Here is a 25,307-nt window from a genome sequence, read left to right on the forward strand (position 1 = left end):
AATTTTTAGATAGCCCCTGCGACTTTCTCATTTGCCCCCCTCCCCCAGGCGTGGCCTGATTCGCCCTTGTTCATTCAAGGCAGGCCCATGGAAAACGTTCAGGCAAAACCCACCACCTCCGTATGGCTGATGATCAGTGTCGTTCTGGTCGCTCTTAACCTGCGGCCGTCGATGGCCGCCGTGGGGCCGTTGTTGTCGTCGATTCGCGGCGAGGTGCCGTTGAGTTTCAGCAGCGCGGCGTTGCTGACCATGTTACCGGTCATGGCCATGGGCCTGGCGATGTTCTTTGGCATGGGCCTGGCCAAGCGTTTTGGCGAGCACCGCAGCATTGTGCTGTCACTGCTGGTGATTGGCGCGGCGACGTTGTCGCGATTGTTCCTGGATTCGGCCATGGAATTGATCGTCAGCGCGATTGCCGCCGGTGTGGGTATCGCCATGATCCAGGCGCTGATGCCGGCCCTGATCAAGTCGCGGTTCAGCGACAACGTGTCGTTGTTCATGGGCCTCTACGTCACCGCCATCATGGGCGGCGCGGCGCTGGCGGCAGCGTTCTCCCCCTTCGTGCAGGTGCAGACCGGCAGCTGGCGCATCGGGCTGGCGATCTGGGCGTTTCTGGCGCTGCTGGCCCTGGTGTTCTGGTACACCCAGCGCTCGGTATTGCCACCGCTGCCCCACGCCGCCGCCGGCCCTCAGGAAGCGTTTTTCGGCAACGGCCGCGCCTGGTTGCTGGCGATCTTTTTCGGCCTCGGTACAGCGTCCTACACCTGCGTACTGGCGTGGCTGGCGCCGTACTACGTGGAGCAAGGCTGGAGCGAACAGAATGCCGGTTTGTTGCTGGGTTTTCTGACCGCGATGGAGGTGGTGTCCGGCCTGGTCACGCCGGCCATCGCCAACCGTCGCCGGGATAAACGCGGGGTGGTGGCGGTGTTGCTGGTGCTGATCATCCTCGGGTTCTGCGGCTTGATCCTCAGCCCGCAGCACCTCAGCTTGCTATGGCCATGCCTGCTCGGCCTGGGTATCGGCGGGCTGTTCCCGATGAGCCTGATCCTGTCCCTCGACCACCTCGACAACCCGCGTCGCGCGGGGGGCCTTACCGCATTCGTGCAGGGCATCGGCTACCTGATTGCCGGCCTGTCGCCGCTGATCGCCGGGATGATCCGCGACCAGTTGGGCAGCTTCGAATGGGCCTGGTGGTCGCTGACGGCGGTGATCGTGGTGATGCTGTTGATCGTCACACGCTTCAACCCAAAGCATTACGCAGAACATATTCGCTGACGTCGTGTTGCAAACAGTATTTGTCCCACACCAAACATAGAAACACCCTACAGAGCTTTCTATTGGCACGGCCGTTCCGTTAAGCTTTCGCGCTGTCTTGTACTGACTTCGGTACATGGGGTTTACGGACGAAACCGATGTTAAACAGTAACTTGCTCAGAAAACTCGATATGCAGGACTTGATGGTGTTTATCGCCGTCTATGACCAGAGCAGCGTTACCGAGGTGTCAGAAACACTGTTCGTCAGCCAGTCCACCGTGAGCTACAGCCTGAAGAAACTGCGGACCAGTTTTGAAGACGAACTGTTTATCAACACGCGGGCGGGCATGCGGCCTACGTACAAGGCCACCACCATGTACGCCCATGTGCAGAAGATCCTCGAAAGCATCAACCTGTGCCACGCCGGTGGCCAGGCCTTCGACCCGACCCAGAAGGCCGTGACCTTCAATGTCTGCGCGCCGGAGTACTTCGAACAACTGATCCTGCCGCGCCTGTTGAAGCATTTCGACCGCGCCGACCTGCCGGTGATCGTCAATGTGCAGAAACTGGAAGCCGACATCCCCGCCGACGACCTGCGCGAGGGCCGCCTGGACCTGGTGATCTGCTTCGGCCCGCACTTTCACCGCGCCCCTAAAGACTTCAAGACCCAGATGCTGCTGGAAGACGACCTGGTGTGCGTCTTCGATAAACGCGCGGCACCGCGCGAGGCGGCGTTCAGCCTGCAATCGTTCGTCGAGCGGCGTCACGTGTTCCCCACGCCCTGGACCTCCGACACCAACATGATCGACGGCTGGCTGGCGCGCCAGGCCCACAAGCGCCAGGTGATCGCCCGGGCCAACAGCTACAGCGCAGCGCTGAAGATGATCACCGGCACCGACTTCATCGTCACCCTGCCGCGCCGCGTGCAAAAACTGCTGGCGCCCGCGACGGTGTTCGGCCACTGCGAGGCCCCCAACGGGTTGCCGGGGTTCACCCTGGATATGCAGTGGAATGAAAGCAGTGAACAGGACAGTGCCAATACCTGGTTTCGTGAGCAGGTGGTGAAGGTGTGTGCGGATCAGGGATTACTCTAACGTCTGTAGCGAGGGCGTTTGCTCCCTCGCCACGATGGATTGCGGGTTAGCCGATGGCGACTTTGCTGTAGGAATCGCGATCCATGTCGACCAGCAGGACGCTGAGCTGAACCTGTATATCCGCCGGCCAGTCGCCCAGATCCTGCAATGCTGCCAGCAGGCTTTGCGACAATTGCTGCTTGACCTGCGGCGACCGCCCGCTGAGCAGCGACAGCTTCACCGCGATGAAACCGCGTGGGTTGAGGGAGGTGCCCACCTGAAAACTCTCGACCTTCACGGCACGGCTTTTGATATCGAACTCGGAACCGAACTGCCCGGACGCCATCAGCACATTGTTGAGACGCAACAGGGTTTTCTCGACGGCCAGGTTTGTCAGGTTGGCGGTGTATTCCAAGTGCAGGTGTGGCATGGATGACTCCGAGTCATTCGTAGGAAGATTCGTAGATATACCACGGATAAACGCGTCAGGCCTTGTTCGCCAGGCCCCGATCACTCATGAACGCTTCCAGCCGCGAACGCACCCAGCGTTCAGCCGGGTCGGTGTCCACATGACTGAGCCAGACCATGGACAAATCCAGGGTCGGCGTCTCGAACGGAAACGGCTCACAGAACAGGTTGCCCGACACAGCCATGGCCTCGGCGGTGTAGTCCGGCAGGCTGGCGATCAGGTCCGTCCCGGCCAGCAGCGCGGGCAATGCGCTGTATTGCGGCACCGACAACACCACATGGCGCTTGCGGCCGATTTCCGCCAGCCACTCATCGGCAAACCCGGACACGTTGGCGGTGTGGGACACCAGCACATGGGGGCGCGAGCAATATTCATCGAGGGTCAGCGGAGTGTCCGAGGCGTCGGCGCGCAGCAGTCGCGGGCGGATATGACGCAGCAGCTTGCGCTTGGCATTCGCCGGCAGGCCACGGGTCTGGGTGATGCCGACGGTAATATCGCCGGAGGCCAGCAGGTCGGGGATGCGCCAGTAGTCCACATGCTGGACCACGAACACCACTTGCGGCGCCTCCTGGCGCAAGGCGCGCAGCAGCGGCGGCAACAGGCCGAACTCGACGTCATCGGACAGGCCGATGCGAAAGGTCATGGTGCTGATGGATGGGTCGAAATCGTGGGTCAGGCTCAAGGCCGACGACAGTGAGTCCAGGGCGGGCGACAGGTGCTGGATGATTTCCTCGGCGCGCGCAGTGGGTTCCATGCGATGGCCGACGCGAATGAACAGCGGATCATTGAACAAGGTACGCAGACGGTTGAGGGCCGAACTGATGGTCGGCTGGCCGAGAAACAGCTTCTCGGCCACCCGCGTCACATTGCGCTCAAGCATCAGTGCTTCGAAGACCACCATCAGGTTGATGTCGGCCTTGCGTAATTCATTGCGATTCATCGGCGCCTGCCCTTTCCCCAAGACAGGTCGCAGTGTAGAAAGCGCGACGCACGGCGTCTATGCGCCAATCTGCTGATACCGGCCCCTTGCTCAGGGCTTGAGCGGAAACTCCTGATCCCGCTCGGACAGCTCCGTTCCGTCATCCGGATGTTTCCAGGTCTGGGGTTTTTCTTCTTCACGCCGTTGCTGGGGTTGTTCACGCTCCGGCTCATCCTGGCGCTTCTGTTCGTTGCCCATAGCCACCTCCCCTCCGTAAGAATTGGTCACATCTACCAGCATAGAACAGAGCAGGATTTTTGACGGATACGGCGATTGATAGCCAATTAAGATTAATCAATCCAAATTTTTCACTTATCATTTCTAAATGTGTCAGCCACTATCCTCGGTCTTACGCGAAACAAGCACTTAAAAGAACGCTGGAGACACAAAACCATGACTAGCCCTTCCCGGCCCGATTCTGCCCGTTCGAAAGTAGGTGCGGTATTCCGCGTTACCTCGGGCAACTTCCTCGAACAGTTCGACTTCTTTCTGTTTGGTTTCTACGCCACCTACATCGCTGCCGCATTCTTCCCCGCCGCTAATGAATTTGCGTCATTAATGATGACTTTCGCCGTGTTCGGTGCTGGCTTCCTGATGCGGCCACTGGGCGCAATCATCCTCGGCGCTTATATCGATGACGTCGGCCGCCGCAAAGGGTTGATCGTGACCCTGTCGATCATGGCCAGCGGCACGCTGTTGATCGTGCTGGTGCCGGGTTATCACACCATTGGCCTGTGGGCACCGCTGCTGGTGCTGCTGGGCCGCCTATTGCAAGGTTTCTCGGCCGGTGCGGAACTGGGCGGTGTGTCGGTATACCTGTCTGAAATGGCCACCCCGGGCCGCAAGGGTTTCTACACCAGCTGGCAATCGGGCAGCCAACAGATCTCCATCGTGGTGGCGGCCGCGCTGGGCTATGGCTTGAACGTGTGGATGGAACCGGCGGTGGTTGCCGATTGGGGCTGGCGCATTCCGTTCGCCATCGGTTGCGTGATCATCCCGTTCATCTTTGTGCTGCGCCGTAACCTGCAGGAAACCGAAGAGTTCGCCAACCGCAAGCATCGCCCGACCATGCGCGAAGTGCTGGCCACACTGGTGAAAAACTGGACCGTGGTCATCGGCGGCATGCTGATGGTGGCCATGACCACCACCGCGTTCTACCTGATCACCGTGTATGCGCCGACCTTCGGCAAGACTGTGCTGCAACTGAGCACCTCCGACGCGCTGCTGGTGACCTTGCTGGTGGCGATATCGAACTTTGTCTGGCTGCCGATCGGCGGCACCTTGAGCGACCGCTTCGGCCGCAAGCCGGTGCTGATCGCCATGACCGCACTGACGGTGCTCACGGCATATCCGGCGCTGTCCTACGTGGTGAACGCACCGAGCTTCGCCCATATGCTGGAAACCCTGCTGTGGTTCTCGTTCCTGTACGGCATGTACAACGGTGCGATGATCCCCGCCCTCACGGAAATCATGCCGGTGGAAGTGCGCGTGGCCGGCTTCTCCCTGGCCTACAGCCTGGCGACCGCGATCTTCGGTGGGTTTACCCCGGCGATCTCCACCTGGTTCATTCACATCACCGAGGACAAGGCATCGCCGGCCTACTGGATGATGTTTGCGGCGGTTTGCGCACTGTGCTCGACACTGGCGCTGTACCGTCGTGCCAATGCGCGTGGGCAGGTGATGCAGGGGGCGGTGTGATGAGGTCTGTGTTCAAGACCCTGACGGCGCTGGCCCTCGGCGCCCTGGCGCTGACGGCCCAGGCCGAGGAGCTCAAGGTGATGACCTCCGGTGGCTTCACCGCCGCCTATAAACTGCTGGGCCCGCAATACGCCCAGCACAGCGGCGACACCCTCGACACGATACTCGGCCCGTCCATGGGCAAGGCACCGGAAGCGATTCCCAACCGCCTGGCCCGTGGCGAACATGCCGACGTGGTGATCATGGTCGGCTATGCCCTGGATGAGCTGATCAAACAAGGCAAGGTTGACCCGGCTTCCCGCGTGGAACTGGCCGACTCACGCATCGGCCTGGTGGTGAAGGAAGGTGCGGCCAAACCTGCGATCGGCACTGATGCCGAACTCAAGGCTGTATTGAGCAAGGCCAAGTCCGTGGCGTATTCGGACAGCGCCAGCGGTGTGTATGTCGAGAAAGAGCTGTTCAAGAAGCTCGGCATGCCCGCCAAAGGCACCATGATCGAGCGCCTGCCGGTGGCCGAACAGGTCGCCAAGGGCGATTACGAAGTGGGCTTACAACAGGTGGCGGAGCTGTTGCCGGTGCCGGGTGTGACGTACGTCGGCAAGATCCCGGAGGATGTGCAATCGGTGACGCGTTTTGCCGCGGGCATTCCGGTCGTTGCCGAACACCCGGCACAAGCCAAGGCGCTGTTGCAGTTCCTGGCGTCGCCCGAGGCACAACCGGTGGTGCAATCCACCGGCCTGGACTCAGTGTCACGCTGACCGACACCGCATCTGCTGCATCCATCGCTCCAACTCCAGCGCCGCCGGCGGCAACGTCCGCCCGCGGCGCTTGATCAAGCCCACATTGCGCATCACCTGTGGTCCCACTAACGGCACACTCGGCAAAATCGGGTGCTCCGCTCCCCACGCCCAAGCCCGCTTCCACCAGACCGACCATGGGGGTCATGTGGTGCGTTCCTCGAGCGTTTCGATGCGCCGGGGGCGCGCCGGGTGCACGCTGATTGATCACTGCCGGCGAAATGCCTATCCGCCTAAAGCGCCCGATCCACAAGGCTTGAACCGAATGAACGAAAAGCTTCGAAACAATTCAAAGCACTTCAATTTAGTATAAATTGCATGCCACTCAACCAAGGCATTCACGGAGGTTTCCTGTGGCAACTCTGCAAGCTCATACCATTCAGGCACTGCACACCCATCGCCCTACCCTGCTGACCGAATGGGTTGCCAGCCTTGAGGCTTCGGGGGCCACGCGTAACGTCAAGGCCGAAGACACCCGGCAGCAGGCCAACGACTTCCTCAACCTGTTGATCGCGGCACTGCAGCAAGGCGGTTCGCAACAGGTCGGCCATGAAAACTGGGCAGAAACCCGGGTCTTCCTGGAAAAACTCTCCCACAGCCGCGCCCTGATCGGCCAGGACTCGCAACAGACCGCCAGCTTTATCTTTGCCCTCAAAGGTCCGCTGTTCGCCCTGCTGCAACGGGAATACGCCGAACAACCGACGCAACTGGCCGAACAGCTGTGGGAAATCTCCGAGCTGCTTGACGCGCTGGGGATGCACACTATCCGTACTTTCCAGAAATCCCGTGAGTCGGTGATCAAGCGCCAGCAGGAAGAATTGCTGGAACTGTCCACCCCGGTGGTCAAGCTGTGGGACGGCGTGCTGGCCCTGCCGATGATCGGCACCCTGGATTCGCAACGCACCCAGGTGGTCATGGAGTCGCTGTTGCAGCGCATCGTCGACACCGGCTCGGAGATCGCCATCATCGACATTACCGGCGTGCCGACCGTGGACACCCTGGTAGCGCAGCACCTGTTGAAAACCGTGACCGCCATCCGCCTGATGGGCGCCGACTGCATCATCAGCGGCGTGCGCCCGCAAATCGCCCAGACCATCGTGCACCTGGGCCTCGACCTGCAAGGCGTGGTGACCAAGGCTAACCTGGCGGATGCCTTGGCACTGGCCCTGAAACGCCTGGGTGTCACCATCAGCAAGGCTGTTTAAGCATGGAACGTATCCCGATTTTGCAGATGGGCGAATTCCTGCTCGTGACGATTCAGGTCGACATGCATGACCAGCTTGCGCTGACGTTGCAGGACGACCTGTCCGAGCGCATCAGCCGCACGTCGGCACGGGGCGTATTGATCGACATCTCCGCGCTGGACATGGTCGACTCGTTCATCGGCCGCATGATCGGCACCATTTCCGGCCTGTCGCGCATCATGGATGCCCAGACCGTACTGGTGGGCATGCAGCCGGCGGTGGCGATCACCCTGGTGGAACTGGGCATGACCCTGCCAGGCGTAGCGACCGCGTTGAATGTCGAGCGCGGCATGAAATTGCTGCGTGACCGGGTAGACCACTCATGACCCAGGCCAGCAGCGGCACCCACCCGGTGCTCATCGAACAGGACGTGGTGCTGGCCCGACAATTGGTGCGCAAGTTGGCGCAGGAATGCGGCATGCGCCTGATCGACCTGACCAAACTGGTCACCGCCGTCAGCGAGCTGGCGCGTAACACCGTGGTCTACGGCGGCGGCGGCCATATGGACTGGGCCGTGGTCGAGAAAGACCACCGCCCCGGCCTGCGCCTGACCTTCCGCGATGAAGGCCCGGGCATCCCCGACCTCAAGTTGGCGATGACCGACGGCTGGACCTCGGGCAGTGGCCTGGGCCTGGGCTTGACCGGCGCCAAACGCCTGGTGGACGAGTTTGAACTGGACACCGCTCCCGGCAAGGGCACCCGCGTGACGATCACCCGATGGACGTGAACATTCCCAGCGCCTTGACCGAGGTGCTGTTGATCGAAGATGTCAGCCAAGTCGGCTATGCCCGGCGCACTGCGCAACAGCTCGCCGAGCAACTGGGCTTTGACGAAACCGACGCCGGCCGCGTAGCCCTGGTGGCCACAGAGCTGGCCAGCAATATTCTCAAGCATGCCGCCCACGGCGAGTTGCAGTTGCGCGCCACGGGCAATCAGGGCGTGGAGATGATCGCCGTGGACCGTGGCCAGGGGTTTGACCTGGACAGTTGCCTGGTGGACGGTTTTTCCACCGGCGGCACCCAGGGTATCGGCATGGGCGCCATCTCCCGCGTGGCACAGGTGTTTGATGCTTACGCCGACCATCGCGGCACGGCGATGCTGGCTCGCCTGTACCCGCGGGCATCAGGTACCAAGGATATTCGCTACGGTGTCAGCCAGCACTCCCTGCACCATGACCCGGCCTGTGGCGATGCCTGGCACCTGGCAATCGAGCCAGGCCGTTTCAGCGTAATGGTGGCCGACGGCCTGGGCCATGGCAGCGAAGCCGAACGGGCAGCACACGCCGGTGAAGCGGTGTTTGCCCAGGACCCGTTCCTGGACCCGACCGTATTGTTCAACGACCTGCATATCGGTATGAGCGGCACACGCGGCGGCGCCATGGCCGTCGCCCAGTACGACGCCATGGCCGACAGCTTGCGCTTCACCGGGGTGGGCAATATCGGCGCGAGCCTGATCGGCCCCGGCAAGTCGCGCGGGCTGGCCTCCCACCCCGGTATCGTCGGCGTGCAATTTCGTAAGGCGCAGCCCTTCGACTACGCTCAGGTCACCGGCCAACTGCTGGTCCTCTACAGCGATGGGCTGCAATCACGCTGGAACCTTGCCGACTACCCCGGGCTTTCACACCGCCACCCGGCCTTGATCGCCGCCATCCTGCACCGTGATTTCTGCCGCGGACGGGATGACGTTACCGTCTTCGTGATTGCCCTGGAGGCCATTGATGGCTGAGACCACCGCTTCCCTCACCGATGAACTGCAACGCCTGCGCCAGGAGGCCGATGCGTTGCGTTCGGAGCTGGACGAGACCAACCAGGGCGTGTTGGCACTGTATGCCGAGCTGGATACCCAGGCCGACCAACTGCGCCAGGCGTCTGACTTGAAAAGCCGATTCCTCTCGTACATGAGCCATGAGTTCCGCACGCCCCTGGGCTCGATCCTGAGCATCACCAGCTTGTTGGCCGACGAACTCGACGGCCCGCTGAGCGCCGAGCAGCACACGCAGGTCGGGTTTATCCGCAGTTCCGCGCGCGAGCTGCGCGAAATGGTCGACGACCTGCTGGACCTGGCCAAGATCGAGGCCGGGCGCATCACTATCTCGCCGGCCTGGTTCGACATGTTCGATTTGTTCTCGGCGTTACGCGGGATGTTCCGCCCGATTGTCGATGCCTCGTCGATAGACCTGATCTTCGAAGAACCTATCGGCCTGCCCAAGCTCTACACCGACGACAAGAAGCTGGCACAGATCCTGCGCAACTTCATCTCCAACGCCCTGAAGTTCACAGCGCACGGCGAGGTACGCGTATCGGCGCAACGGGTCGGCGAGCAGGAAATCCGCTTTGCCGTGCACGACACCGGCCTGGGCATTCCTGCCGAACTGCACAGCAACCTGTTCGAAGACTTTTCCCAGATCGACTCGCCGCTGCAAAAACGCCTGCGCGGCACCGGCCTGGGCCTGTCGCTGTGCAAACGCTTTGCCGAACTGCTCGGCGGCCGGGTCGGCGTAGAGAGTACGCCTGGCGTCGGCTCGATGTTCTTCGTGATCATTCCTCTCTCTATTGCTGGCGGACTTGTCGATGAATCGTGACATCCAACTGCTGATCGTCGACGACAACGCCGCTACCCGCTACGCCCTGCGCCGACGCCTGGAAAGCCATCACTACCATGTGCTTGAGGCCGGCACCGGCCAGGAAGGGCTGGACCTGATCGCCAGCGAAAAAATCGACGGGCTGATCCTCGATGTCAACCTGCCAGACATGAGCGGCTTCGACATCGTGCGCGTGCTGCGCGCCGATCCGGTCACCGCCTTGCTGCCGGTGGTGCATGTATCGGCAGCTTCCATCGAGACCGGCGACATCATCACCGGCCTGGATGCCGGCGCCGATGCCTACCTGATCCACCCGGTCGATCCGGATGTGCTGCTGGCCACTCTGCGTACCCTGTTGCGAGTGCGCGACACTGAATACGCGCTGCGCGAGAGCGAGGCACGGTTTCGCGAAATCTTCTTCAATATCAGCGCGCCGATTGCGGTAATGGATGCACAGCTCAAGGTGCACGAATGTAACCATGCCTTTGCCCAGCTGATTCACGACAACCTCAACCCCGACGCCCTGCTCGAATGCTTCGCCACCGATCAACTCACGGTGCTTCAGGAGCTGTGCCTGCGCCTGGCTGCCGGCGAGCGCTGGAAGGGCACCTTGCAGATGAAGGTCGACGGCCAGTTGCGCGAGACCGAATGGCAGGTTTCGCCCTACCGCCGCGCCGAATTGAGCCTGGTATTTGTCGAGGACGTCACCGAACACCGCCACCGCGAGCGGCACCAGCAGGCCGAACTGGCCAACGCCACCACCCAGTTGGCACGCACCGAGGCGCAGCTGCTACAGGCACAGAAGATGGATGCCCTGGGCAAACTCACCGGCGGCATCGCCCATGACTTCAACAACCTGCTGACCGGGATCATCACCAGCCTGGAGCTGATCAAGAAACGCATTGAGACCCAGCGTACCGACAAGGTCATAGGCTATGCCGATGCGGCGTTGAGTTCGGCCCTGAGCGCCGCCGGCCTGACCAACCGCCTGCTGGCCTTCGCCCGCCAGCAACCGCTGGACACGCGGCCGATCGACATCAACGCGCATATTCGCTCCCTGGAAGAATTGCTGGTACGCACCATCGGCGAACATATCGCCTTGAAACTGGAGCTGACCAACAACCCGGCCGTGGCGATGGTCGATCCGATCCAGCTGGAAAGCGCCGTGCTGAACCTGGTGATCAACGCCCGCGACGCGCTGCCCAAGGGCGGCAATATCTGGGTGACGACCTACCCGGCCTACTCCAACGGCAACCTCAAACTGGAAAATGGCCCCTACATCGCCCTGTCGGTGCGCGATAACGGTGTGGGCATCGAGCACAGCGTCATCGACAAGGTGTTCGACCCGTTCTTCACCACTAAGCCGCTGGGCCAGGGTACCGGGCTGGGCCTGTCGACCATCTACGGGTTTGCCCGACAGTCCGGCGGCGACGCACAGATCCGCAGCGTAACCCGCCAGGGCACCGAGGTGACCATCATGCTCCCCGCCGCAAGCGGCCCCGCCAGCACCGTGGTCAAGCCACTGGCGTCGCCGGGCCAAAGCAATGGCGAGCACGTGCTGATTGTCGAAGACATGCCCACCGTGCGCAGCTTCGTGGCCGAGGTGCTGATCGAGGCCGGCTACCGCTGCAGCCTCGCCGCCGATGGCGACGAAGCCATCGCCAGCCTGCGCGACGACTCGAGCATCAACCTGCTGCTGACCGATGTCGGTCTGCCCTACATGACCGGGCGCGAACTGGCCGACGTCGCACGCGAAATGCATCCTGCACTGCCGATCCTGTTCATGACCGGCTACGCGGAAAACGCGGCGAATCGTCAGAGTTTCCTCGGCGAAGGCATGGATCTGATTTCCAAGCCATTTCACATCGATGAATTGCTGGAGAAGATCCGTCGCGGGCTGGATGGCACGGCCGGCACACTTCACTACAGCTGAAACTTTGCGACCGCTTCGTTCAGGGAAACGGCCAACTGCGCCAGCTCTCGGCTCGATCCATTGATCTGCCCGGCTCCGGAAGAGGACTGTGCCGACAGGTCGCGAATATTGACGATATTGCGATCGACTTCCTTGGCCACTTGGGCCTGCTCTTCGGCAGCACTGGCAATCACCAGGTTGCGCTGGTGAATCTGGTCGATGGAGTCGGTGATCTGACTTAATGCGCCGCCCGCCCCCTCAGCCAAGGCCAGGGTGTCGGTGGCACGCTGGGTGCTCGACTGCATCGAGCTCAGCGCGTCGTTGGAGCCGGTGCGCATCGCGGTCACCATCTGGTCGATTTCCAGGGTCGATTGCTGGGTGCGATGGGCCAGGGCGCGCACTTCGTCAGCCACCACCGCAAAACCGCGCCCGGACTCACCGGCCCGCGCCGCCTCGATCGCGGCGTTGAGCGCCAGCAGATTGGTCTGCTCGGCGATGGAGCGAATCACGTCGAGCACCTTGCCAATATCCCGCGATTGCTCGGCGAGGTTCTGCACCAGGGTCGAAGTTTCGCCAATATTGGTGCTCAGGGCTTGAATGGCGTTGACCGTTTCGCCCACACGGTGCTGGCCTTCGCGCGCGGTTTCATTGGACAGGCGCGTGGACTCGGAGGTGGACACTGCATTGCGCGCCACCTCATCCGCCGCCGAGGTCATCTCGTTCACGGCAGTGGCGGCCTGCTCGATTTCAGCGGTCTGCTTTTGCAGGCTGCGGCTGCTCTGATCGGTGATGCCGTTGAGGTCGGTGGCCGATGACGCCATCTGCCCCGCCGACTGGCGAATCAGCTGCAGGGTGCCGCGCAGGTTGGCCTGCATGGTCTTGAGAGCCACGAGCAGGCGCGTCACTTCGTCGTCGCCGGTCACGTCCACCGTTTGGGTCAGGTCACCCTGGGCAACGTTCTCGGCAGCCCGTACTGCATGGCTGAGCGGGCCGACGATGCTGCGCGTGAGCAACCACGCCAGCAGCACGGTGCTCAAACCCGCAACAATCACAAAGCCGAACACCATGGTGCGCGAACGGCTGTACTGTGACTCGGCCGTCTGGCCTTGCTGGTTGATCTGGGCGTTGTAGTAGTCGGCCAGGGCATTGAGCTGGGCTCCGGAGCCATCGACCACGGTTTTCATATCCACCAGCAACAGCTTGTTCAGCTCGGCGCCCTGCTGCTTATCGGCAAGGGCGAAGGACTGGGCCAGCCCTTGTTGGTATTGGCGCAGCGAGACCTGGAACTGGTCGTAGAGCGTGCGTAATTCGGGAGTGTCGATCACCGCGTCGAGTTCAGCCAGCCGCTTAGTCAGGTCCTGGCTGCGGGTGTCCATCTGGCTACGGTATTGCGGGATGCTCGCCGGGTTCGGGTCCAGCGCCATGCGCAAAGAGATCGTACGAATGCGCAGCATGATTTCGCGAACGTCCGCCACCAGCCGCATCTTCGGCACCAGCCCGCTTTCCACCTGCACCGCGCTGGCGCGGATGTTTGCCATATTCGACAGCGCAAAAAAACCCAGCAGGGCCACGAGCAAAGCAATCAAGGCAAAACCTAAACCCGCACGGCGGGCGATGGACAGGCTGCGAAGGGACATTTAGCGGGATCTCTCGTTAGGGATACGATGTCGTATGAGAGCGTTTCGGCCGCATGGATAAAGACTTGAGGGACGTAGCCTGCGGGAAATGAGAAGTTATCAGGCCAGTAAAGCATGCTTGAAGACGGAAGGCGGTTGGTTGTGCTGGCTGGAAGAACCACGACGGCCCTGTCGGCAGCTCGGAACGAGTAGCTCTGCTCCAAATAAAAATCTCAGAAACGAAAAAGCCCCGTAGCTTATTCAACTACGGGGCTTTTTCTATGTAATGGCGGAGAGATAGGGATTCGAACCCCTGCCCGCCTTCTGATAGGCCGCTGTATACCACTAAAATGGGCATCTACGAAACGTTATAGGGGCGTATAGCGGCCTATCACGGCCCAGTTTATGCCCTAAAAATGCCCTAACCCTCTCGCTCAGACAAGCCTCATATCCTCCCAAAGCCCATCCTCGTAATGAAAATCTAGCTGAGCTTAGTAGTCAGCGCACCGAACATTCTGCACACCTGTGACGCCAACGCCATCATCGTTGCCCACCAGCCCGAAGGTAACGCAAGGGCCGAAATACAGTCGCGTGCCATTGTAATCACCTTGAATAGCCCAATCTGCGCACCATCTGTGATTTTCTATCCTTTCCCCTGACTCTCTGCCGCCGATGCATGATCCGTAGGATCTAGTGATTCTCTTGCGAGCCGCTGGTAAGCTTCCCCCAAAACCGCTAGCTTGAGGAATATCTACGCTAGGTATCCCTAATGGAAGCCTCGAAAACGGAAAATGTGTCTAGCTCAAGTAAGGAACGCTTGTGAACTCTCCATATGAAATGACAATTGATTTAAACGTTCTGGACCACTTAGGCATCAACCTTTATAGCAATGTCGCTGCGGTACTCACTGAAATCGTAGCAAATGCCTGGGATGCTGACGCTACAATAGTAACTATTGATTATGACTATGCCAAACAGCAGATCACCATTACTGATAATGGCATAGGAATGACCATCAAAGACATGAACGATAAGTTTTTGAAGGTCGGCTATAGACGAAGAGTACAAGAAACTACTACCACTGCACGCGGCCGGCACGTGATGGGCCGAAAGGGCCTGGGCAAGCTATCACTTTTCTCAATAGCCGAAAGTGTTAGGGTACAATCGATTAAAAACACGGAAAGGCATGGACTAAAAATGGCAGTTTCTCGAATTCGAGAAGCGATAAATGGCCAGCAGAGTCGATATGTTCCTGACGCAATTCCTGCTGATGAACTGGATGTAAGCGTAGGAACAAAAATCATACTCTCCGAACTCAAAAAAGGCCGCGTCCCATCTACTTTGGTGGCATTACGCCGCAGACTGGCTCGACGTTTTTCTGTTGTAGGAAGTAAAGATTTCTCAGTCTTGATTGACGGATCACCCGTCACGGCAGCGGATCGAGATGATATACGTGCCGTAGAGTATATTTGGCATATAGGCGACGAGAATACAGATCGCACGGCTTCTGCCCCTAATTTTAAAGCACAAGCCATACTACCAAATCGATTGGACGGCTGGGACCCAGCCTGGGTTGTAAGTGGCTGGATCGGTACCGCTGTAAAACCAAAAATGCTTGTAGATGCAGACAATAACAACCTGAACTCCATTGTGCTCATGGCGCACGGCCGTTTAATCCAGGAAAACATTTTAGACAATATAAACGACGGGCGTTTGTACACCAAGTATCTGACAGGCCAATTAGAAGCTGACTTTCTAGATTTCGACTCAGACGACGATATTGCCACAAGTGACCGGCAGCGCATCCAAGAAAGCGATCCACGATCTGCCGCAATGTCCGCATACCTCAAAGTCTTGCTGTCAAAAATAGAACCTCAATGGGCGAAATGGCGAAGAGAATTTGGCGCTCTTGAAATAGCGGAAGAGCATCCGGTAATCAAGGAGTGGTTTGACTCTCTGGACGACAGCTATCGCGAGCAGGCCAAATCCCTACTATCGAAAGTTAATAGCCTACCGATAGATGATGCTGAAGACAGACGCATGGTTCTACGAGACAGCATCATGGCATTTGAGCGCCTCAAACTGAGAGGGACCGTTCATGAATTAATTAATGCCGTTGAGATTGGTGCTGACAAATTAATCCCTCTAATCGCTCAACGAGACACCCTTGAGGCATCTCTTTACAGGGACATTATAAAATCAAGAATAGAAGTGATACGTGTATTCAACAAAATTGTTGATGACGATGAAAAAGAGAAAGCTCTACAACAACACCTTTTTGATCACATGTGGCTCCTGGATCCAACATGGGAACGCGCAGACGGATCCGAACTTATCGAATCTCGGCTTATGCAAGAAGGTGTGGTGGTTGACGATCTTACTGAAAAAGAAAGTTTAGGACGTGTCGACATCAAATACCGTACTGTTCTTGGTACCCACATTATTGTAGAGCTAAAACGGGCTCACCGAAGAATGGGGATTCTCGAATTACAACAGCAGGGAATGCTTTACGTTGACAAACTTCAAAAAATTCTAGCTGCACAAGGTTTGCACGGAGAAAAAATCGAAGTCGTTTTTGTAATAGGTCCACCATTAGTTGATGAGGGCTACAACCATAACCGAGTTGCAAATATGCTGGAAGCCATTTCTCCAGGCTCCCGAATAGTCCATTTCGATACGTTAATTAATGGCGCTCTAAAGGCATATCAGGCATACATTGACAGCAATAAAGAGCTAGACCGAATAGACAAAGTAGTCGCTCGACTCTCTTAAAGTTTTTGAGCAAGAAAAATGCACCTGGTCATCAGGTGCATTAAATATTCACAGATTTACAAGTATATATCCGAGTGCCTTTTAACCAAACTCTTGAACATGGCGCATTAAACTTTCACCGATCACCTCTCCCAATCGCACGGGTACCGCATTCCCTATCATGCGGCCAACTGCTTTGAAAGTAATTTCCTCTGGCCTCATGAACTTATAATCTTTAGGAAAGGATTGCAGAATTGCAGCTTCACGCAATGAGATCGCACGAGCTTGCTGAGGGTGCCCGAACCGACCATTACCAAACCCATAGCACAAGGTGGTCATGGTAGGGCTTGGTTCACTCCCCTTCATTCGGCCATAAACGCTGCCGTAGGTTTTGCCGCTCTCCTTACGATGGCAGGCCGCTACCAGGTGCTGGGGCCAGTCTCGCCATGTCCCACCTTCTTTAGAACACAAAATTCGTTGCATATTGAGCGGAGTAAGTGTTGCTGAGCGATGCATAGGATCATTTGGATCACAATCCCCTGCAGCGATTCTAGGCAGATCGCCAATTACATCCATAACGCTGACTGGTCGTCCCGCATGCGTAGGAGGAATCAACTGAATGGGACCTAGCTTTGACGCAAGCAACACATGGCGGCGGCGAAGTTGCGGAAGGCCATATTCCACACACAATACTTTATTCGCCCAAATTTTATAATTCTGCTTTTCAAGACTTTTCACAAAGTCGTTGTATACCTTGTGCTTGGTCACATCCGGAACGTTTTCCATAGTGACCAACTCTGGCTGCACCTCTTTAATCAAGCGAGCAAAGTGATACAGAAGTGGCCACTTGCGATCACTACTGGTGTCCTTCCCCTGGTTGTAGCTGGAAAAAGGCTGGCATGGCGCGCATCCGGCCAGTAGCCGATAACGTCCTTCACCCTGCTCATACCAAGAATTCAGCTCATCACGGGTCACTTTCTTGACGTCCTTCGCCACGAAAGCTGCGCCACTGTTTTCGTGATAGGCATACTCACACTGGCGCTCAATGTCGTAGCCAGCATGCACGGTAATGCCCGCATTGCTCATGCCAGCGGTGAGGCCGCCGGCGCCACAGAATAGGTCTACTGCGTCAATCATGGTGAACGTAGTCTCTTAGTCGAGGCGCATTTTAGCCATTCACGGCTTTAAGTCTAGGAGGGATTTTCTTCGGATTGAGCCAGCCGTCCTGAAGCCTGAACGTCACCTCATCCTTCAGGAAAACGTCCTCAGGAAAACTGCTGATGAACGCCCCTAAGAAGCTAGCTACGTCTTTTTCAAAATACTCAATGATCTCAACGTCCCAAGTAAATAATCCATGTGGCGTTGCTATCTCAAATGGAATTCTTATCTTCGCCCAATCATTTCCAGAGCGCTCAAATTCATCTGCTTCTAACTCAACGATCCCTTCAGTTGAGATGAAATATTCCTTTTCACCAAAGACATAGCTGCCGTCTGTGCAAATTTCTATCCAGTACATACTTCTCATCCTTGCTGTACCAATTTATAGGATGATCGATCACGCAAAGGCTCACGTCAATGACCAGAGACCCTGCTCACCCTCCGAATCGTCAGTGTCTATGACGAAGCTGGCCAATCTATGTATTTTTTTTGCCGGTTAGGAGCTACCTGCATGCTACGGACCACAACTGATCGACTCGGGTAGTGAAGCTCTGACTCATCATCTCACGCCGCATCCCCCAATCAGGGACAAGTGGCACGCTGGCCGAACGCAATGTCCCCCTCCCCCACCGACCATTAATCTCATCCAGCACCGTCATCACTCGGTTGGACTCGGCAGGTTGCGAAGTAGCGAACAGATCATCGGTGTACTCGCCGGGCTGACACAGGTTGAGCAGCATCACTTCAGCCTTACTGTATTTGAAGCCTGGGCGGTAAATACGGTCGACAGCATCAACAGCCGCCTTTGTCAGCAGTCGCACGTCATCGGTGGGATACGGCATATCTACCACAATCCCGTTGGCATACTTCGCTTCCTCTGGATTGAACATGCCCGTGCGGATGCATACACGCACCTTCTTACACAACGAACCCTGGGCCCGGAGCTTTTCTGAGGCCCGCATCATGTAGGTGGCCAGCGCTTCCTTAATTGGAGGTAGATCAGTCAAGCGCTTGCCAAACATCCGGCTACAGCAGATCTCCTGCTTTGGCGGATCGGGCTCGTCCAGCTCAAGACAAGATGTTCCGGCGAGCTCACGGGCGGTCTTCTCGATCACGATGCTGAACTTCTTACGGAGCGTCCAAGGATCCGCCCTGGCCAGGTCCATGGCGGACTTGATGCCCAGCGCGTCAAGGTGGAGTTTCATCTTGCGGCCGACACCCCAAACTTCCGCCACGTCCGTATTGCGCAGCACCCAGTCACGCTTAACCGGATCGGTGATGTTGACCACCCCACCGGTTTCGGACTGCAGGCGCTTCGCTGTGTGGTTTGCCAACTTCGCCAGGGTCTTTGTTTGCGCGATACCAACACCGACAGGTATACCGGTGCAACGAAGCACTTGGGCGCGAATCTGCCGGCCTAAGGCATCAAGCCCATCGATACCAGTCAGATCGGCGAACGCCTCGTCGATGCTGTACACCTCGACTGCCGGCACCATAGCCTCGATCAGGCTCATCACGCGCTCGCTCATGTCACCGTACAGCGCATAGTTGGAGGAGAACGGCACAATGCCGTGTTGCTTGAGCTTGTGCTTGATCTGGAAATACGGCTCACCCATCTTGATGAAGGGTTTGGCGTCGTAACTCCGGGCGATGACACAGCCGTCGTTATTGCTCAGCACCACGATGGGAACCTTCGCCAGGTCGGGCCGGAATACCCGTTCGCAGCTGGCATAGAAGCTGTTGCAGTCGATCAGTGCAAAGGTCGGCTGTTGCTTAGACATGGCTGCGCACTGTGCTGGTGATCACGCCCCAGATCGACAATTCGTCGCCTTCAAGAACGTAGCGAGCCGGGAACTTGGGGTTTTCGGATAGCAGGACGACCTCCTGACCGCGCTTACACAAGCGCTTGCAAACAGGCTCATTGTTCAGCAGGGCCACCACCACATGCCCATGCATAGGCTCAATGGCACGATCCACCACGGCCAAGTCACCATCGAAGATCCCGACACCCTGCATGCTCTCACCGGTGATTGCCACCAGGTACACATGGGGCGCACGGATATTCAGGACCTCATCCAATGAGATGTGCTGCTCAATGTGATCCGCTGCAGGCGACGGAAAGCCGGCCGGGACCTGGAACGAACACAATGGCAACTTCGCGCCTACCTCAGCGATGAGACCTAGAATGGTGAAGCTCATGATGCGGCCTTTTACAGTTACTGTATGAATGTACAGTTAACTTTGTAAAACACTTGCGGTCAATTTTTCTGTAGGGGATTTCGACAAGCGGAGAGGTGCGCATGTGTGGACGCGCCACCGCTCAACACGGCGGCACGTGCTCCTATTCAGAACAGGCTGCCCAATGCTGCTGGCTCCCAATTCATGATGACCAACTCTCCGCTGACTTCCGTTTTTCCCTGCCGCTGATTAGCCGTGCTGTATCGAATATCAATCATCTCGAAGTGAAACCCATCAAAGACGTGCCGGATCTCAGGATGATCGTTGATGCTGACCATCACCTTGCCCTTACAACGGCCCATAAAATCGGCCATCCGCTCGTAGTTCTCAAAGGGAAAGTCCACGCCATAGCCAGCCGTCTGCCAGTAAGGCGGATCCATGTAGTGGAAAGTGTGGTCACGGTCGTAGCGCTCTGCGCACTCTAGCCAACCCAGGTTTTCGACATAGGTGCCGGAAAGGCGCTGCCAAGCTGCAGACAGATTTTCCTCGATCCGCAGCAGGTTGATGGCCGGTCCAGTGGTGGCGGTGCCAAACGTCTGCCCGGTCACCTTGCCGGCAAAGGCATGGTGCTGCAGGTAGAAGAATCGCGCGGCGCGTTGGATGTCGGTGAGGGTTTCAGGGCGGGTCATCTTCTGCCACTCGAACACCTGCCGGGAGCTGAGCGCCCACTTGAACTGGCGGACAAATTCTTCCAGGTGGTTCTGCACAACGCGGTACAGCGTCACCAGGTCGCCGTTGATGTCGTTGAGAACTTCAACCGGCGCGGCCTGGGGACGCATGAAGTAGAGCGCAGCTCCGCCGGCAAAGACTTCGACGTAGCATTCGTGAGGTGGGAAGAGCGGGATAAGGCGGTCGGCCAGGCGGCGTTTGCCGCCCATCCAAGGGATGATGGGTGTGGACATAAAAAAGCAAGACCTTTGCTGTATGAATAAACAGTGCTAGGCTCGCTCCGCTTTGTGCACGAAGCAGGAGCCTTGGCTGGACTTGCAGGGACGTTCTGCGGGGAAGGTGGCCGGGCTGGATGTTGACGCATCCTGCCCGGCCGCTCCTTTTACTTCGGTGTAGAGACTTCTTTTGCGTAGGCCTGACAGGCCCGCAGCGCGATCAATCCTTGGTCGCCGGCATCGGTGATTCCGATAATTCGTTGAGCATGCGCTGGGTCAAGTTGGGCTCTTGTGGGGCCATGAACCACGCGGCCGGCGCCGGGGGTGGCAGGCACGTCGCAGGCACTGGCTGAGTCCGTGGCGTCAAGAAGGACTGACAGCCGCACATCAGCAGTAGCAAGGCGGTCACGCAATAAAGCCTGATTACGTTTGGCATCGGACAGTTCTCGTATGTGCTGTTGATCGGAGATGGCGAGTTGTTGCTCTGTGGCCAGGCGCTTGTCCTGTTCGGTCTGCTGCTGGCGGAGCGCGGCCTGGGTCAGATTGTTTAGATCGTCAGCCTGAAGCGCGGCCTGGCTCGCGAGCTTTCCCGTGTAACGCCAGGCTTGCACCTGCCAGGCCGCACCGAACGCAATGGCCATAGCGATCAACAAGACCGCCAATTTCTGTGGCGTGGTCAGCATTGCTCATCCTCCCAATCCGGTAGATCGACGGTATGCCCTGCCAGATGGTGTGTGCAGTCCTGGAGAAACTGGATACGCCCACCGGTCACGAACGAATGGCAAACCCTCGGGCCGTCCGACCAGGTGTATCGGACCAGAACGCTCGGCGTGAACGTCGGCGCGTCTAAGTTCCCATTCCACCCCCACCGAGGACCAACCCCTGCGCCGTGCGAAATGCCATGAGCCATGCCGCACCCTGGACACTCAAAATACAGACGATCCTCCTCGGCTTGGGCCAGACAGCGTGACACTTTCCGTAATGCCGTCATGACAGTGCTCCACCCGCCAGGCGGTACTGCTGGATCAAATCGGCAAGCCGGTGTTCACGCTGGCCATACCCTGCACCAGGCAGGCTTGCCCAAATATTCCGACACTTTGCAATCGCGGATTCGACCCGGCCGGCGTGCACGTCAGGTAGCGCGCGGCATTCGCGGATGTGCTGCAGGGCCAGCAGGTCCTGGCTGATCGGGCTGAAGTCAGGCAGGGCCAGCAAAGTTCGGTAATACGGCCAGTCCTTCAACATCTGCTGGTATCGGCCCGAGGCATTAGATGTCAGACCCTTGCTGTTGATGACCTTCGAGCGCCGTCCCTTTGCGAAGGGGTGATCACTGAAATCTGTGAAGACTTCAGGCTTCCTGTCGATGCCCGTCACGATGACGTCGTAACCATCCAGGGCCGTGGCCGGCGACGTGCTGGTCCCCTCGGACCAAGCGAGCATGTCGAGGAAGGCCAGCGCGTTGCGGCTGCCCGCTTGAGTGGTCGAGAGTCGTGCCATAGCCTTTTCTCCAGACGAAAAAAACCCGCACAACGGCGGGAATTGGAGGTGAAATAAACGCTGTTGAGTTCGTTCTATACGGTGCTGCATTCAAACGAATGAGGCCTAATAACTCGCCGCTACAAGAAGTTCCGTCCTGTTATTAATTGACAGCCTTTGGATGGGGCACATCGCTATCATCCCCGCCAAATTCCCCCTAGAAGGAACGCGTCAATGGTGCAAAGGCCCGCCAAAACTACCAATCACCACGGATGGGTTTGGGTCTACAAAAAAATCAGACGTCTTGGATTTTCTCGATTCACTGCTAGTTACAGAGCAAGCCTTTACGCTCTCAGAGGAGACACCGGAACTTTCAGGTTCAAAAACGGCTGGGAAAAATTCCGCTTCCGCCGCAGACCATGAGTTGCGGCGGGCTTATAGGTTTACCTGGCCAGCTATGGGAAAGTCGACGGTGCGGTGAAGGTGTCTCCAGCAAACCGGCCACCTGCAGCGAAAGCGGCATCCCATAACGCCTTGTCGAGGGCGTCGACGTCAGCGTAGGTTCGCCCCGACACGGTCAGATCCTCGCAGTAGCCGCGATAGAAAATGTCCGAGGGGCATTGATTGGTCAGCGCGGAACCAGATCCGCCGTTACCGAAAATAATACTCCCGGCCGCTGCCGCCACCGTATCACCGCTACCAGCGGACGCTCGCATCGAGGAGTACCGATTGGCCACGGCGTTGGCACCGCCGACGACGTTGTAAAGCCCGGAAGCCTTGCCTGTGTTTCCGGCGCCACTCATGTACCCCAGGAAGTTACCGCCGCTACCGATCTCCATGTATCGATGCCCCGTAGAGAGCGCAGCGCGTGTGCGATGTGCCCATACCGAGAAATAGAACAGGTGGGTTTTGTTCGCGATGATGTAGTCACGGATCGCTGTTGCGATGTTGATCTGTGATCCATGACCACTCACCGTGTTGTTCACCTGGCTGTAAATGGCGTGTAGGCCCTTCTTGGGCGTCCGCTCAAACAGAGCGTCAGCTGCGACCGCGTTGCTGCTGAACACCCCGGCCAAGCTGCTCTCGGTACCCGCACCAAGCACTGCTGCCGCTTCGGCGTAAGCGATGTTGGGAATGGAGGCTCCAGCTGCCGGCACTCCGCTCACACCACCCAAACTATGCCCCAAGTCGAACAGATACAGCGACCCCGCACTCAGCAACGCATCGGAGCGCAGAATGGGCAACGTCGTATCGGTGAAGGTGATGCCATCCAGTACGGTTTTTTGTCCGGCCATTACCAGGACCTCCGATTAATTTCATAGGCAATGCGACGGGCGATATGCCCGTTGCTGATCGTGGTGTTGTGAATGATGTCCAGCCGAAGCGAACGCGGAACCACGCCCTTGGCCACGTCGTCCAGATCGTCGGCGCTGCCATCGTTGAACTGCATCAGCCACTCGCGGATCTTGATCACGCGATCGCCGTACTCGGCGGTGGCCCAATCTTCCAGGGCGACACAGTTGTTGTAGGTGGCGGTACCAACACCCTCTCCCGTCGACGTGCCCGGTGTCGGGTTGCCGCCAAGCGGCGGCGTGATGATCAGGTAGCGTTTTTCAACGGTTTTCTGCACAGCGACCATGGCCCGAATGTCGGCCTTGATCTGCTCGATGTTGTCGAGGTTGTTGCGACCCATCCAGATAATCTCTGTGTAAAACCCGTCACCGGGCACGTCGGGTATAAACGGCGACTTGGGCGCGCTGTATCGGGCGTCTCCGGCAGCATCCCGAGCAAAGGTGTAAACGTCCGAGGAGTCCCCTGTCTCACTGTGCGTACACGTCAGCGTCCCATGGATGCCGCCCAAGGTACCTGTCAGCGTGTAGGTGCCGGAATTGGTCGCGGGCGTGGACAGCAATAAGGTGCTCAACGCCGTGACCGTCACCGAACCCGAGGCCGGGATCTGGTTGTCCGTGACGGTCAGCAGTGCGGTACCAGCACCGAAACGCGCGGCGATCTGGCGAGACGTCTGGCCGCCAATTCCGCCATTCACAATGGTCCGCGCACTGATCAGTGGCGCCAGTTGCTCCCGCCAGGTGACCTGACTGCTGTTGGCTGTCAGGGAGTCCCCTACACAAAGCAGGTCGTGAACCGGTTTGAGGTACTCGATCCCTGTGACATCGGGGATATGAATATCAAAATTACCCACCGTTTTGCCGGCTGTGGTGATGCCCAGCGCAATGCGGCCAACCGCATCAACAACAGCCCAGACATAGCCGGACTCTGGGCTCAGTTGAACCGCAATGAAGCCCGACAGATCGGCCCCCAGCGCTTTGCGAGGTACGGCACCGGTGCCGAGCAAGAATTTCCCGGTAACGGTACCGTCCACTCGAAGAGCCAGACCAATCCGTCCCAGGGTATCGATCACTGCCCACGCGTATCCCGACTGAGGGTCCAATGCCTTGGCGATGAATCCGTCGAGGTCGAGTTTCAGCGTGTTGCGATCAACCGTGCCGTCGCGCAGCATGAACTTGCCCACGAGTGAGCCATCCACCCGGCAACCCAGCGCCATGCGTCCAACCGAATCGACCAGCGCCCAGGTGTAGCCGGACTCTACGGCCAGTCGAACAAACCGCAGCTCCAAGCCGTTAAACGTGCCGCTCTCAACCGCAGAGGTGCGCACGTCTATCTCTGCGATGTAACCCACTGACGGATCATCGGAGACGTGCCTGGCCTCCGTGGCACTGACCCGCACATACAGACTGCGCGATATATCTGGCGAGGTGGGTTCGACGTAAAAAGACTGGCCGTCGACCGTCGCCAGAAGACCTGCCGCGACAGTGGCATGCACTTTTCCATCGACCATATCGCGGTTGAGACGATCAATTTCCGCATTGATCATATCCACCGGATCACTGGTTCCGATGCCCTGCAGCAGCGGCGCTCGGTACCCTGCGTAACCAATCTGAATATCGATGCGAGCCGCCGTGGTGTAAAAGAACACCCGCGCACTGGCATCGGCATGCATGGGGTTGGCCAGGACAACGGTCGCCGCTGCATCGGAAAACAGCGGCGCCAAGGTCTCACTCCCCGAGACAAGCACACTCACCGTTGCTCCGGGCAATAGCACGCCGTCTTCAGCCCTTGCGGCAAAGAATTGAATAGGTTGCATGATGAGTCTCT

The 25,307-nt window shown here is 58.3% G+C and carries 25 protein-coding genes and 2 pseudogenes; 11 read left to right on the top strand and 16 right to left on the bottom strand.

The window, feature by feature from the left end:
* Positions 1 to 87: 87 nt before the first annotated feature.
* Positions 88 to 1,275: a cyanate transporter gene (locus tag HDC32_RS12715; RefSeq protein ID WP_184744275.1), complete on the top strand. Its 1,188-nt coding sequence runs from the start codon at positions 88 to 90 to the stop codon at positions 1,273 to 1,275.
* Between the two features lie 137 nt (positions 1,276 to 1,412).
* Positions 1,413 to 2,348 carry a LysR family transcriptional regulator gene (locus HDC32_RS12720; protein ID WP_184744277.1) on the top strand — a complete coding sequence of 312 codons (936 nt, stop codon included), beginning with the start codon at positions 1,413 to 1,415 and terminating at the stop codon, positions 2,346 to 2,348.
* 46 nt (positions 2,349 to 2,394) lie between these two features.
* Here the strand turns inward: HDC32_RS12720 and HDC32_RS12725 are convergent, their stop codons facing one another.
* The 3 genes from HDC32_RS12725 to HDC32_RS12735 form a co-directional block, all read right to left on the bottom strand.
* A complete protein-coding gene (locus HDC32_RS12725) occupies positions 2,395 to 2,757 on the bottom strand; it encodes a 5-carboxymethyl-2-hydroxymuconate Delta-isomerase (RefSeq protein ID WP_131698897.1) in 363 nt (120 codons plus the stop codon).
* Between the two features lie 55 nt (positions 2,758 to 2,812).
* Positions 2,813 to 3,736 carry a LysR substrate-binding domain-containing protein gene (locus tag HDC32_RS12730; protein WP_131698896.1) on the bottom strand — a complete coding sequence of 308 codons (924 nt, stop codon included), beginning with the start codon at positions 3,734 to 3,736 and terminating at the stop codon, positions 2,813 to 2,815.
* Positions 3,737 to 3,826: 90 nt separating this feature from the next.
* Entirely contained in the window at positions 3,827 to 3,973 is a 147-nt protein-coding gene (locus HDC32_RS12735; protein WP_167656487.1) for a hypothetical protein, read from the bottom strand.
* Between the two features lie 195 nt (positions 3,974 to 4,168).
* Between HDC32_RS12735 and HDC32_RS12740 the strand changes: the two genes are divergently transcribed.
* Together HDC32_RS12740 and HDC32_RS12745 are read left to right on the top strand one after the other, a co-directional pair.
* A complete protein-coding gene (locus HDC32_RS12740; protein WP_131697052.1) occupies positions 4,169 to 5,473 on the top strand; it encodes an MFS transporter in 1,305 nt (434 codons plus the stop codon).
* Positions 5,473 to 6,231 carry a substrate-binding domain-containing protein gene (locus tag HDC32_RS12745; protein ID WP_184744279.1) on the top strand — a complete coding sequence of 253 codons (759 nt, stop codon included), beginning with the start codon at positions 5,473 to 5,475 and terminating at the stop codon, positions 6,229 to 6,231. Before HDC32_RS12740 ends, HDC32_RS12745 begins: the two co-directional genes overlap by 1 nt.
* On the opposite strand, the pseudogene HDC32_RS32075 reads toward HDC32_RS12745, so the two are convergent.
* Positions 6,223 to 6,427 (bottom strand): annotated as a pseudogene (locus HDC32_RS32075) (LysR family transcriptional regulator); the annotation flags it as partial. The gene HDC32_RS12745 and the pseudogene HDC32_RS32075 sit on opposite strands and share 9 nt — an antisense overlap.
* 196 nt (positions 6,428 to 6,623) lie before the next feature.
* On the opposite strand from HDC32_RS32075, the gene HDC32_RS12750 reads away from it, so the two are divergent.
* From HDC32_RS12750 to HDC32_RS12775, 6 genes are read left to right on the top strand one after another with little or no spacing between them, the layout of a single operon-like run.
* Positions 6,624 to 7,475 (top strand): STAS domain-containing protein, encoded by an 852-nt coding sequence (locus HDC32_RS12750; protein ID WP_131697054.1) that lies wholly within the window; start codon positions 6,624 to 6,626, stop codon positions 7,473 to 7,475.
* 2 nt (positions 7,476 to 7,477) lie between these two features.
* The gene (locus HDC32_RS12755) at positions 7,478 to 7,840 is read left to right on the top strand and encodes an STAS domain-containing protein (protein ID WP_027604299.1); all 363 of its coding nucleotides are present in this window, start codon (positions 7,478 to 7,480) and stop codon (positions 7,838 to 7,840) included.
* Positions 7,837 to 8,241, top strand: a complete 405-nt coding sequence (locus HDC32_RS12760) for an ATP-binding protein (RefSeq protein ID WP_065899382.1) — start codon at positions 7,837 to 7,839, stop codon at positions 8,239 to 8,241. The genes HDC32_RS12755 and HDC32_RS12760 overlap by 4 nt, the downstream gene beginning before the upstream one ends.
* Positions 8,232 to 9,239 carry an ATP-binding protein gene (locus tag HDC32_RS12765; protein WP_131697055.1) on the top strand — a complete coding sequence of 336 codons (1,008 nt, stop codon included), beginning with the start codon at positions 8,232 to 8,234 and terminating at the stop codon, positions 9,237 to 9,239. Before HDC32_RS12760 ends, HDC32_RS12765 begins: the two co-directional genes overlap by 10 nt.
* The gene (locus tag HDC32_RS12770) at positions 9,232 to 10,095 is read left to right on the top strand and encodes a sensor histidine kinase (RefSeq protein ID WP_131697056.1); all 864 of its coding nucleotides are present in this window, start codon (positions 9,232 to 9,234) and stop codon (positions 10,093 to 10,095) included. Before HDC32_RS12765 ends, HDC32_RS12770 begins: the two co-directional genes overlap by 8 nt.
* Entirely contained in the window at positions 10,085 to 12,028 is a 1,944-nt protein-coding gene (locus tag HDC32_RS12775; protein ID WP_184744281.1) for a response regulator, read from the top strand. The genes HDC32_RS12770 and HDC32_RS12775 overlap by 11 nt, the downstream gene beginning before the upstream one ends.
* Here the strand turns inward: HDC32_RS12775 and HDC32_RS32465 are convergent.
* On the bottom strand, positions 12,019 to 12,882 hold the full coding sequence (locus HDC32_RS32465; protein WP_409438485.1) for a methyl-accepting chemotaxis protein: 864 nt from the start codon (positions 12,880 to 12,882) through the stop codon (positions 12,019 to 12,021). The two genes, HDC32_RS12775 and HDC32_RS32465, sit on opposite strands and share 10 nt — an antisense overlap.
* Positions 12,877 to 13,644, bottom strand: a pseudogene (locus HDC32_RS32470) (MCP four helix bundle domain-containing protein); the annotation flags it as partial. The gene HDC32_RS32465 and the pseudogene HDC32_RS32470, both read right to left, overlap by 6 nt.
* 798 nt (positions 13,645 to 14,442) lie before the next feature.
* Between HDC32_RS32470 and HDC32_RS12785 the strand changes: the two are divergent.
* Complete coding sequence (locus HDC32_RS12785; protein ID WP_221461954.1) at positions 14,443 to 16,395, top strand: ATP-binding protein; 1,953 nt, start codon at positions 14,443 to 14,445, stop codon at positions 16,393 to 16,395.
* A gap of 81 nt (positions 16,396 to 16,476) precedes the next feature.
* Here the strand turns inward: HDC32_RS12785 and HDC32_RS12790 are convergent, their stop codons facing one another.
* The 10 genes from HDC32_RS12790 to HDC32_RS12830 all read right to left on the bottom strand — a co-directional run bounded on the left by HDC32_RS12790 (position 16,477) and on the right by HDC32_RS12830 (position 25,296).
* Positions 16,477 to 17,511, bottom strand: a complete 1,035-nt coding sequence (locus HDC32_RS12790) for a DNA cytosine methyltransferase (protein WP_119739075.1) — start codon at positions 17,509 to 17,511, stop codon at positions 16,477 to 16,479.
* Positions 17,512 to 17,542: 31 nt separating this feature from the next.
* The gene (locus HDC32_RS12795; RefSeq protein ID WP_184744284.1) at positions 17,543 to 17,890 is read right to left on the bottom strand and encodes a hypothetical protein; all 348 of its coding nucleotides are present in this window, start codon (positions 17,888 to 17,890) and stop codon (positions 17,543 to 17,545) included.
* A gap of 145 nt (positions 17,891 to 18,035) precedes the next feature.
* A complete protein-coding gene (umuC, locus tag HDC32_RS12800; RefSeq protein ID WP_184744286.1) occupies positions 18,036 to 19,313 on the bottom strand; it encodes a translesion error-prone DNA polymerase V subunit UmuC in 1,278 nt (425 codons plus the stop codon).
* A complete protein-coding gene (locus HDC32_RS12805) occupies positions 19,306 to 19,731 on the bottom strand; it encodes a LexA family transcriptional regulator (RefSeq protein WP_184744288.1) in 426 nt (141 codons plus the stop codon). Before HDC32_RS12805 ends, umuC begins: the two co-directional genes overlap by 8 nt.
* Positions 19,732 to 19,877: 146 nt before the next feature.
* Entirely contained in the window at positions 19,878 to 20,672 is a 795-nt protein-coding gene (locus HDC32_RS12810) for a DNA adenine methylase (protein ID WP_184744290.1), read from the bottom strand.
* Positions 20,673 to 20,821: 149 nt separating this feature from the next.
* Positions 20,822 to 21,334 carry a lysis protein gene (locus HDC32_RS12815; RefSeq protein WP_260403622.1) on the bottom strand — a complete coding sequence of 171 codons (513 nt, stop codon included), beginning with the start codon at positions 21,332 to 21,334 and terminating at the stop codon, positions 20,822 to 20,824.
* Positions 21,331 to 21,645, bottom strand: coding sequence for a DUF6527 family protein (locus HDC32_RS31860; RefSeq protein WP_221461955.1), 315 nt, complete (start codon positions 21,643 to 21,645; stop codon positions 21,331 to 21,333). The genes HDC32_RS12815 and HDC32_RS31860 overlap by 4 nt, the downstream gene beginning before the upstream one ends.
* Positions 21,642 to 22,151: a glycoside hydrolase family 104 protein gene (locus HDC32_RS12820; RefSeq protein WP_184744294.1), complete on the bottom strand. Its 510-nt coding sequence runs from the start codon at positions 22,149 to 22,151 to the stop codon at positions 21,642 to 21,644. The genes HDC32_RS31860 and HDC32_RS12820 overlap by 4 nt, the downstream gene beginning before the upstream one ends.
* A 434-nt stretch (positions 22,152 to 22,585) precedes the next feature.
* Positions 22,586 to 23,425 (bottom strand): hypothetical protein, encoded by an 840-nt coding sequence (locus tag HDC32_RS12825; protein WP_184744295.1) that lies wholly within the window; start codon positions 23,423 to 23,425, stop codon positions 22,586 to 22,588.
* Positions 23,425 to 25,296: a hypothetical protein gene (locus HDC32_RS12830; protein WP_184744297.1), complete on the bottom strand. Its 1,872-nt coding sequence runs from the start codon at positions 25,294 to 25,296 to the stop codon at positions 23,425 to 23,427. Before HDC32_RS12830 ends, HDC32_RS12825 begins: the two co-directional genes overlap by 1 nt.
* Positions 25,297 to 25,307 lie beyond the last annotated feature (11 nt).

It is taken from the genome of Pseudomonas sp. JAI120, assembly GCF_014207255.1.
Classification (GTDB): Bacteria; Pseudomonadota; Gammaproteobacteria; order Pseudomonadales; family Pseudomonadaceae; genus Aquipseudomonas.

Coding starts and splice junctions, on each gene's coding strand:
- HDC32_RS12820 (WP_184744294.1), bottom strand. CDS start 22,151: ATGGCACGACTCTCGACCACTCAAGCGGGCAGCCGCAACGCGCTGGCC.
- HDC32_RS12805 (WP_184744288.1), bottom strand. CDS start 19,731: ATGAGCTTCACCATTCTAGGTCTCATCGCTGAGGTAGGCGCGAAGTTG.
- HDC32_RS12730 (WP_131698896.1), bottom strand. CDS start 3,736: ATGAATCGCAATGAATTACGCAAGGCCGACATCAACCTGATGGTGGTC.
- HDC32_RS12795 (WP_184744284.1), bottom strand. CDS start 17,890: ATGTACTGGATAGAAATTTGCACAGACGGCAGCTATGTCTTTGGTGAA.
- HDC32_RS12825 (WP_184744295.1), bottom strand. CDS start 23,425: ATGGCCGGACAAAAAACCGTACTGGATGGCATCACCTTCACCGATACG.
- HDC32_RS12720 (WP_184744277.1), top strand. CDS start 1,413: ATGTTAAACAGTAACTTGCTCAGAAAACTCGATATGCAGGACTTGATG.
- HDC32_RS12765 (WP_131697055.1), top strand. CDS start 8,232: ATGGACGTGAACATTCCCAGCGCCTTGACCGAGGTGCTGTTGATCGAA.
- HDC32_RS12790 (WP_119739075.1), bottom strand. CDS start 17,511: ATGATTGACGCAGTAGACCTATTCTGTGGCGCCGGCGGCCTCACCGCT.
- HDC32_RS12745 (WP_184744279.1), top strand. CDS start 5,473: ATGAGGTCTGTGTTCAAGACCCTGACGGCGCTGGCCCTCGGCGCCCTG.
- umuC (WP_184744286.1), bottom strand. CDS start 19,313: ATGTCTAAGCAACAGCCGACCTTTGCACTGATCGACTGCAACAGCTTC.
- HDC32_RS12760 (WP_065899382.1), top strand. CDS start 7,837: ATGACCCAGGCCAGCAGCGGCACCCACCCGGTGCTCATCGAACAGGAC.
- HDC32_RS12715 (WP_184744275.1), top strand. CDS start 88: ATGGAAAACGTTCAGGCAAAACCCACCACCTCCGTATGGCTGATGATC.
- HDC32_RS32465 (WP_409438485.1), bottom strand. CDS start 12,882: ATGCAGGCCAACCTGCGCGGCACCCTGCAGCTGATTCGCCAGTCGGCG.
- HDC32_RS12775 (WP_184744281.1), top strand. CDS start 10,085: ATGAATCGTGACATCCAACTGCTGATCGTCGACGACAACGCCGCTACC.
- HDC32_RS12755 (WP_027604299.1), top strand. CDS start 7,478: ATGGAACGTATCCCGATTTTGCAGATGGGCGAATTCCTGCTCGTGACG.
- HDC32_RS12770 (WP_131697056.1), top strand. CDS start 9,232: ATGGCTGAGACCACCGCTTCCCTCACCGATGAACTGCAACGCCTGCGC.
- HDC32_RS12740 (WP_131697052.1), top strand. CDS start 4,169: ATGACTAGCCCTTCCCGGCCCGATTCTGCCCGTTCGAAAGTAGGTGCG.
- HDC32_RS12735 (WP_167656487.1), bottom strand. CDS start 3,973: ATGGGCAACGAACAGAAGCGCCAGGATGAGCCGGAGCGTGAACAACCC.
- HDC32_RS12810 (WP_184744290.1), bottom strand. CDS start 20,672: ATGTCCACACCCATCATCCCTTGGATGGGCGGCAAACGCCGCCTGGCC.
- HDC32_RS12725 (WP_131698897.1), bottom strand. CDS start 2,757: ATGCCACACCTGCACTTGGAATACACCGCCAACCTGACAAACCTGGCC.
- HDC32_RS31860 (WP_221461955.1), bottom strand. CDS start 21,645: ATGACGGCATTACGGAAAGTGTCACGCTGTCTGGCCCAAGCCGAGGAG.
- HDC32_RS12830 (WP_184744297.1), bottom strand. CDS start 25,296: ATGCAACCTATTCAATTCTTTGCCGCAAGGGCTGAAGACGGCGTGCTA.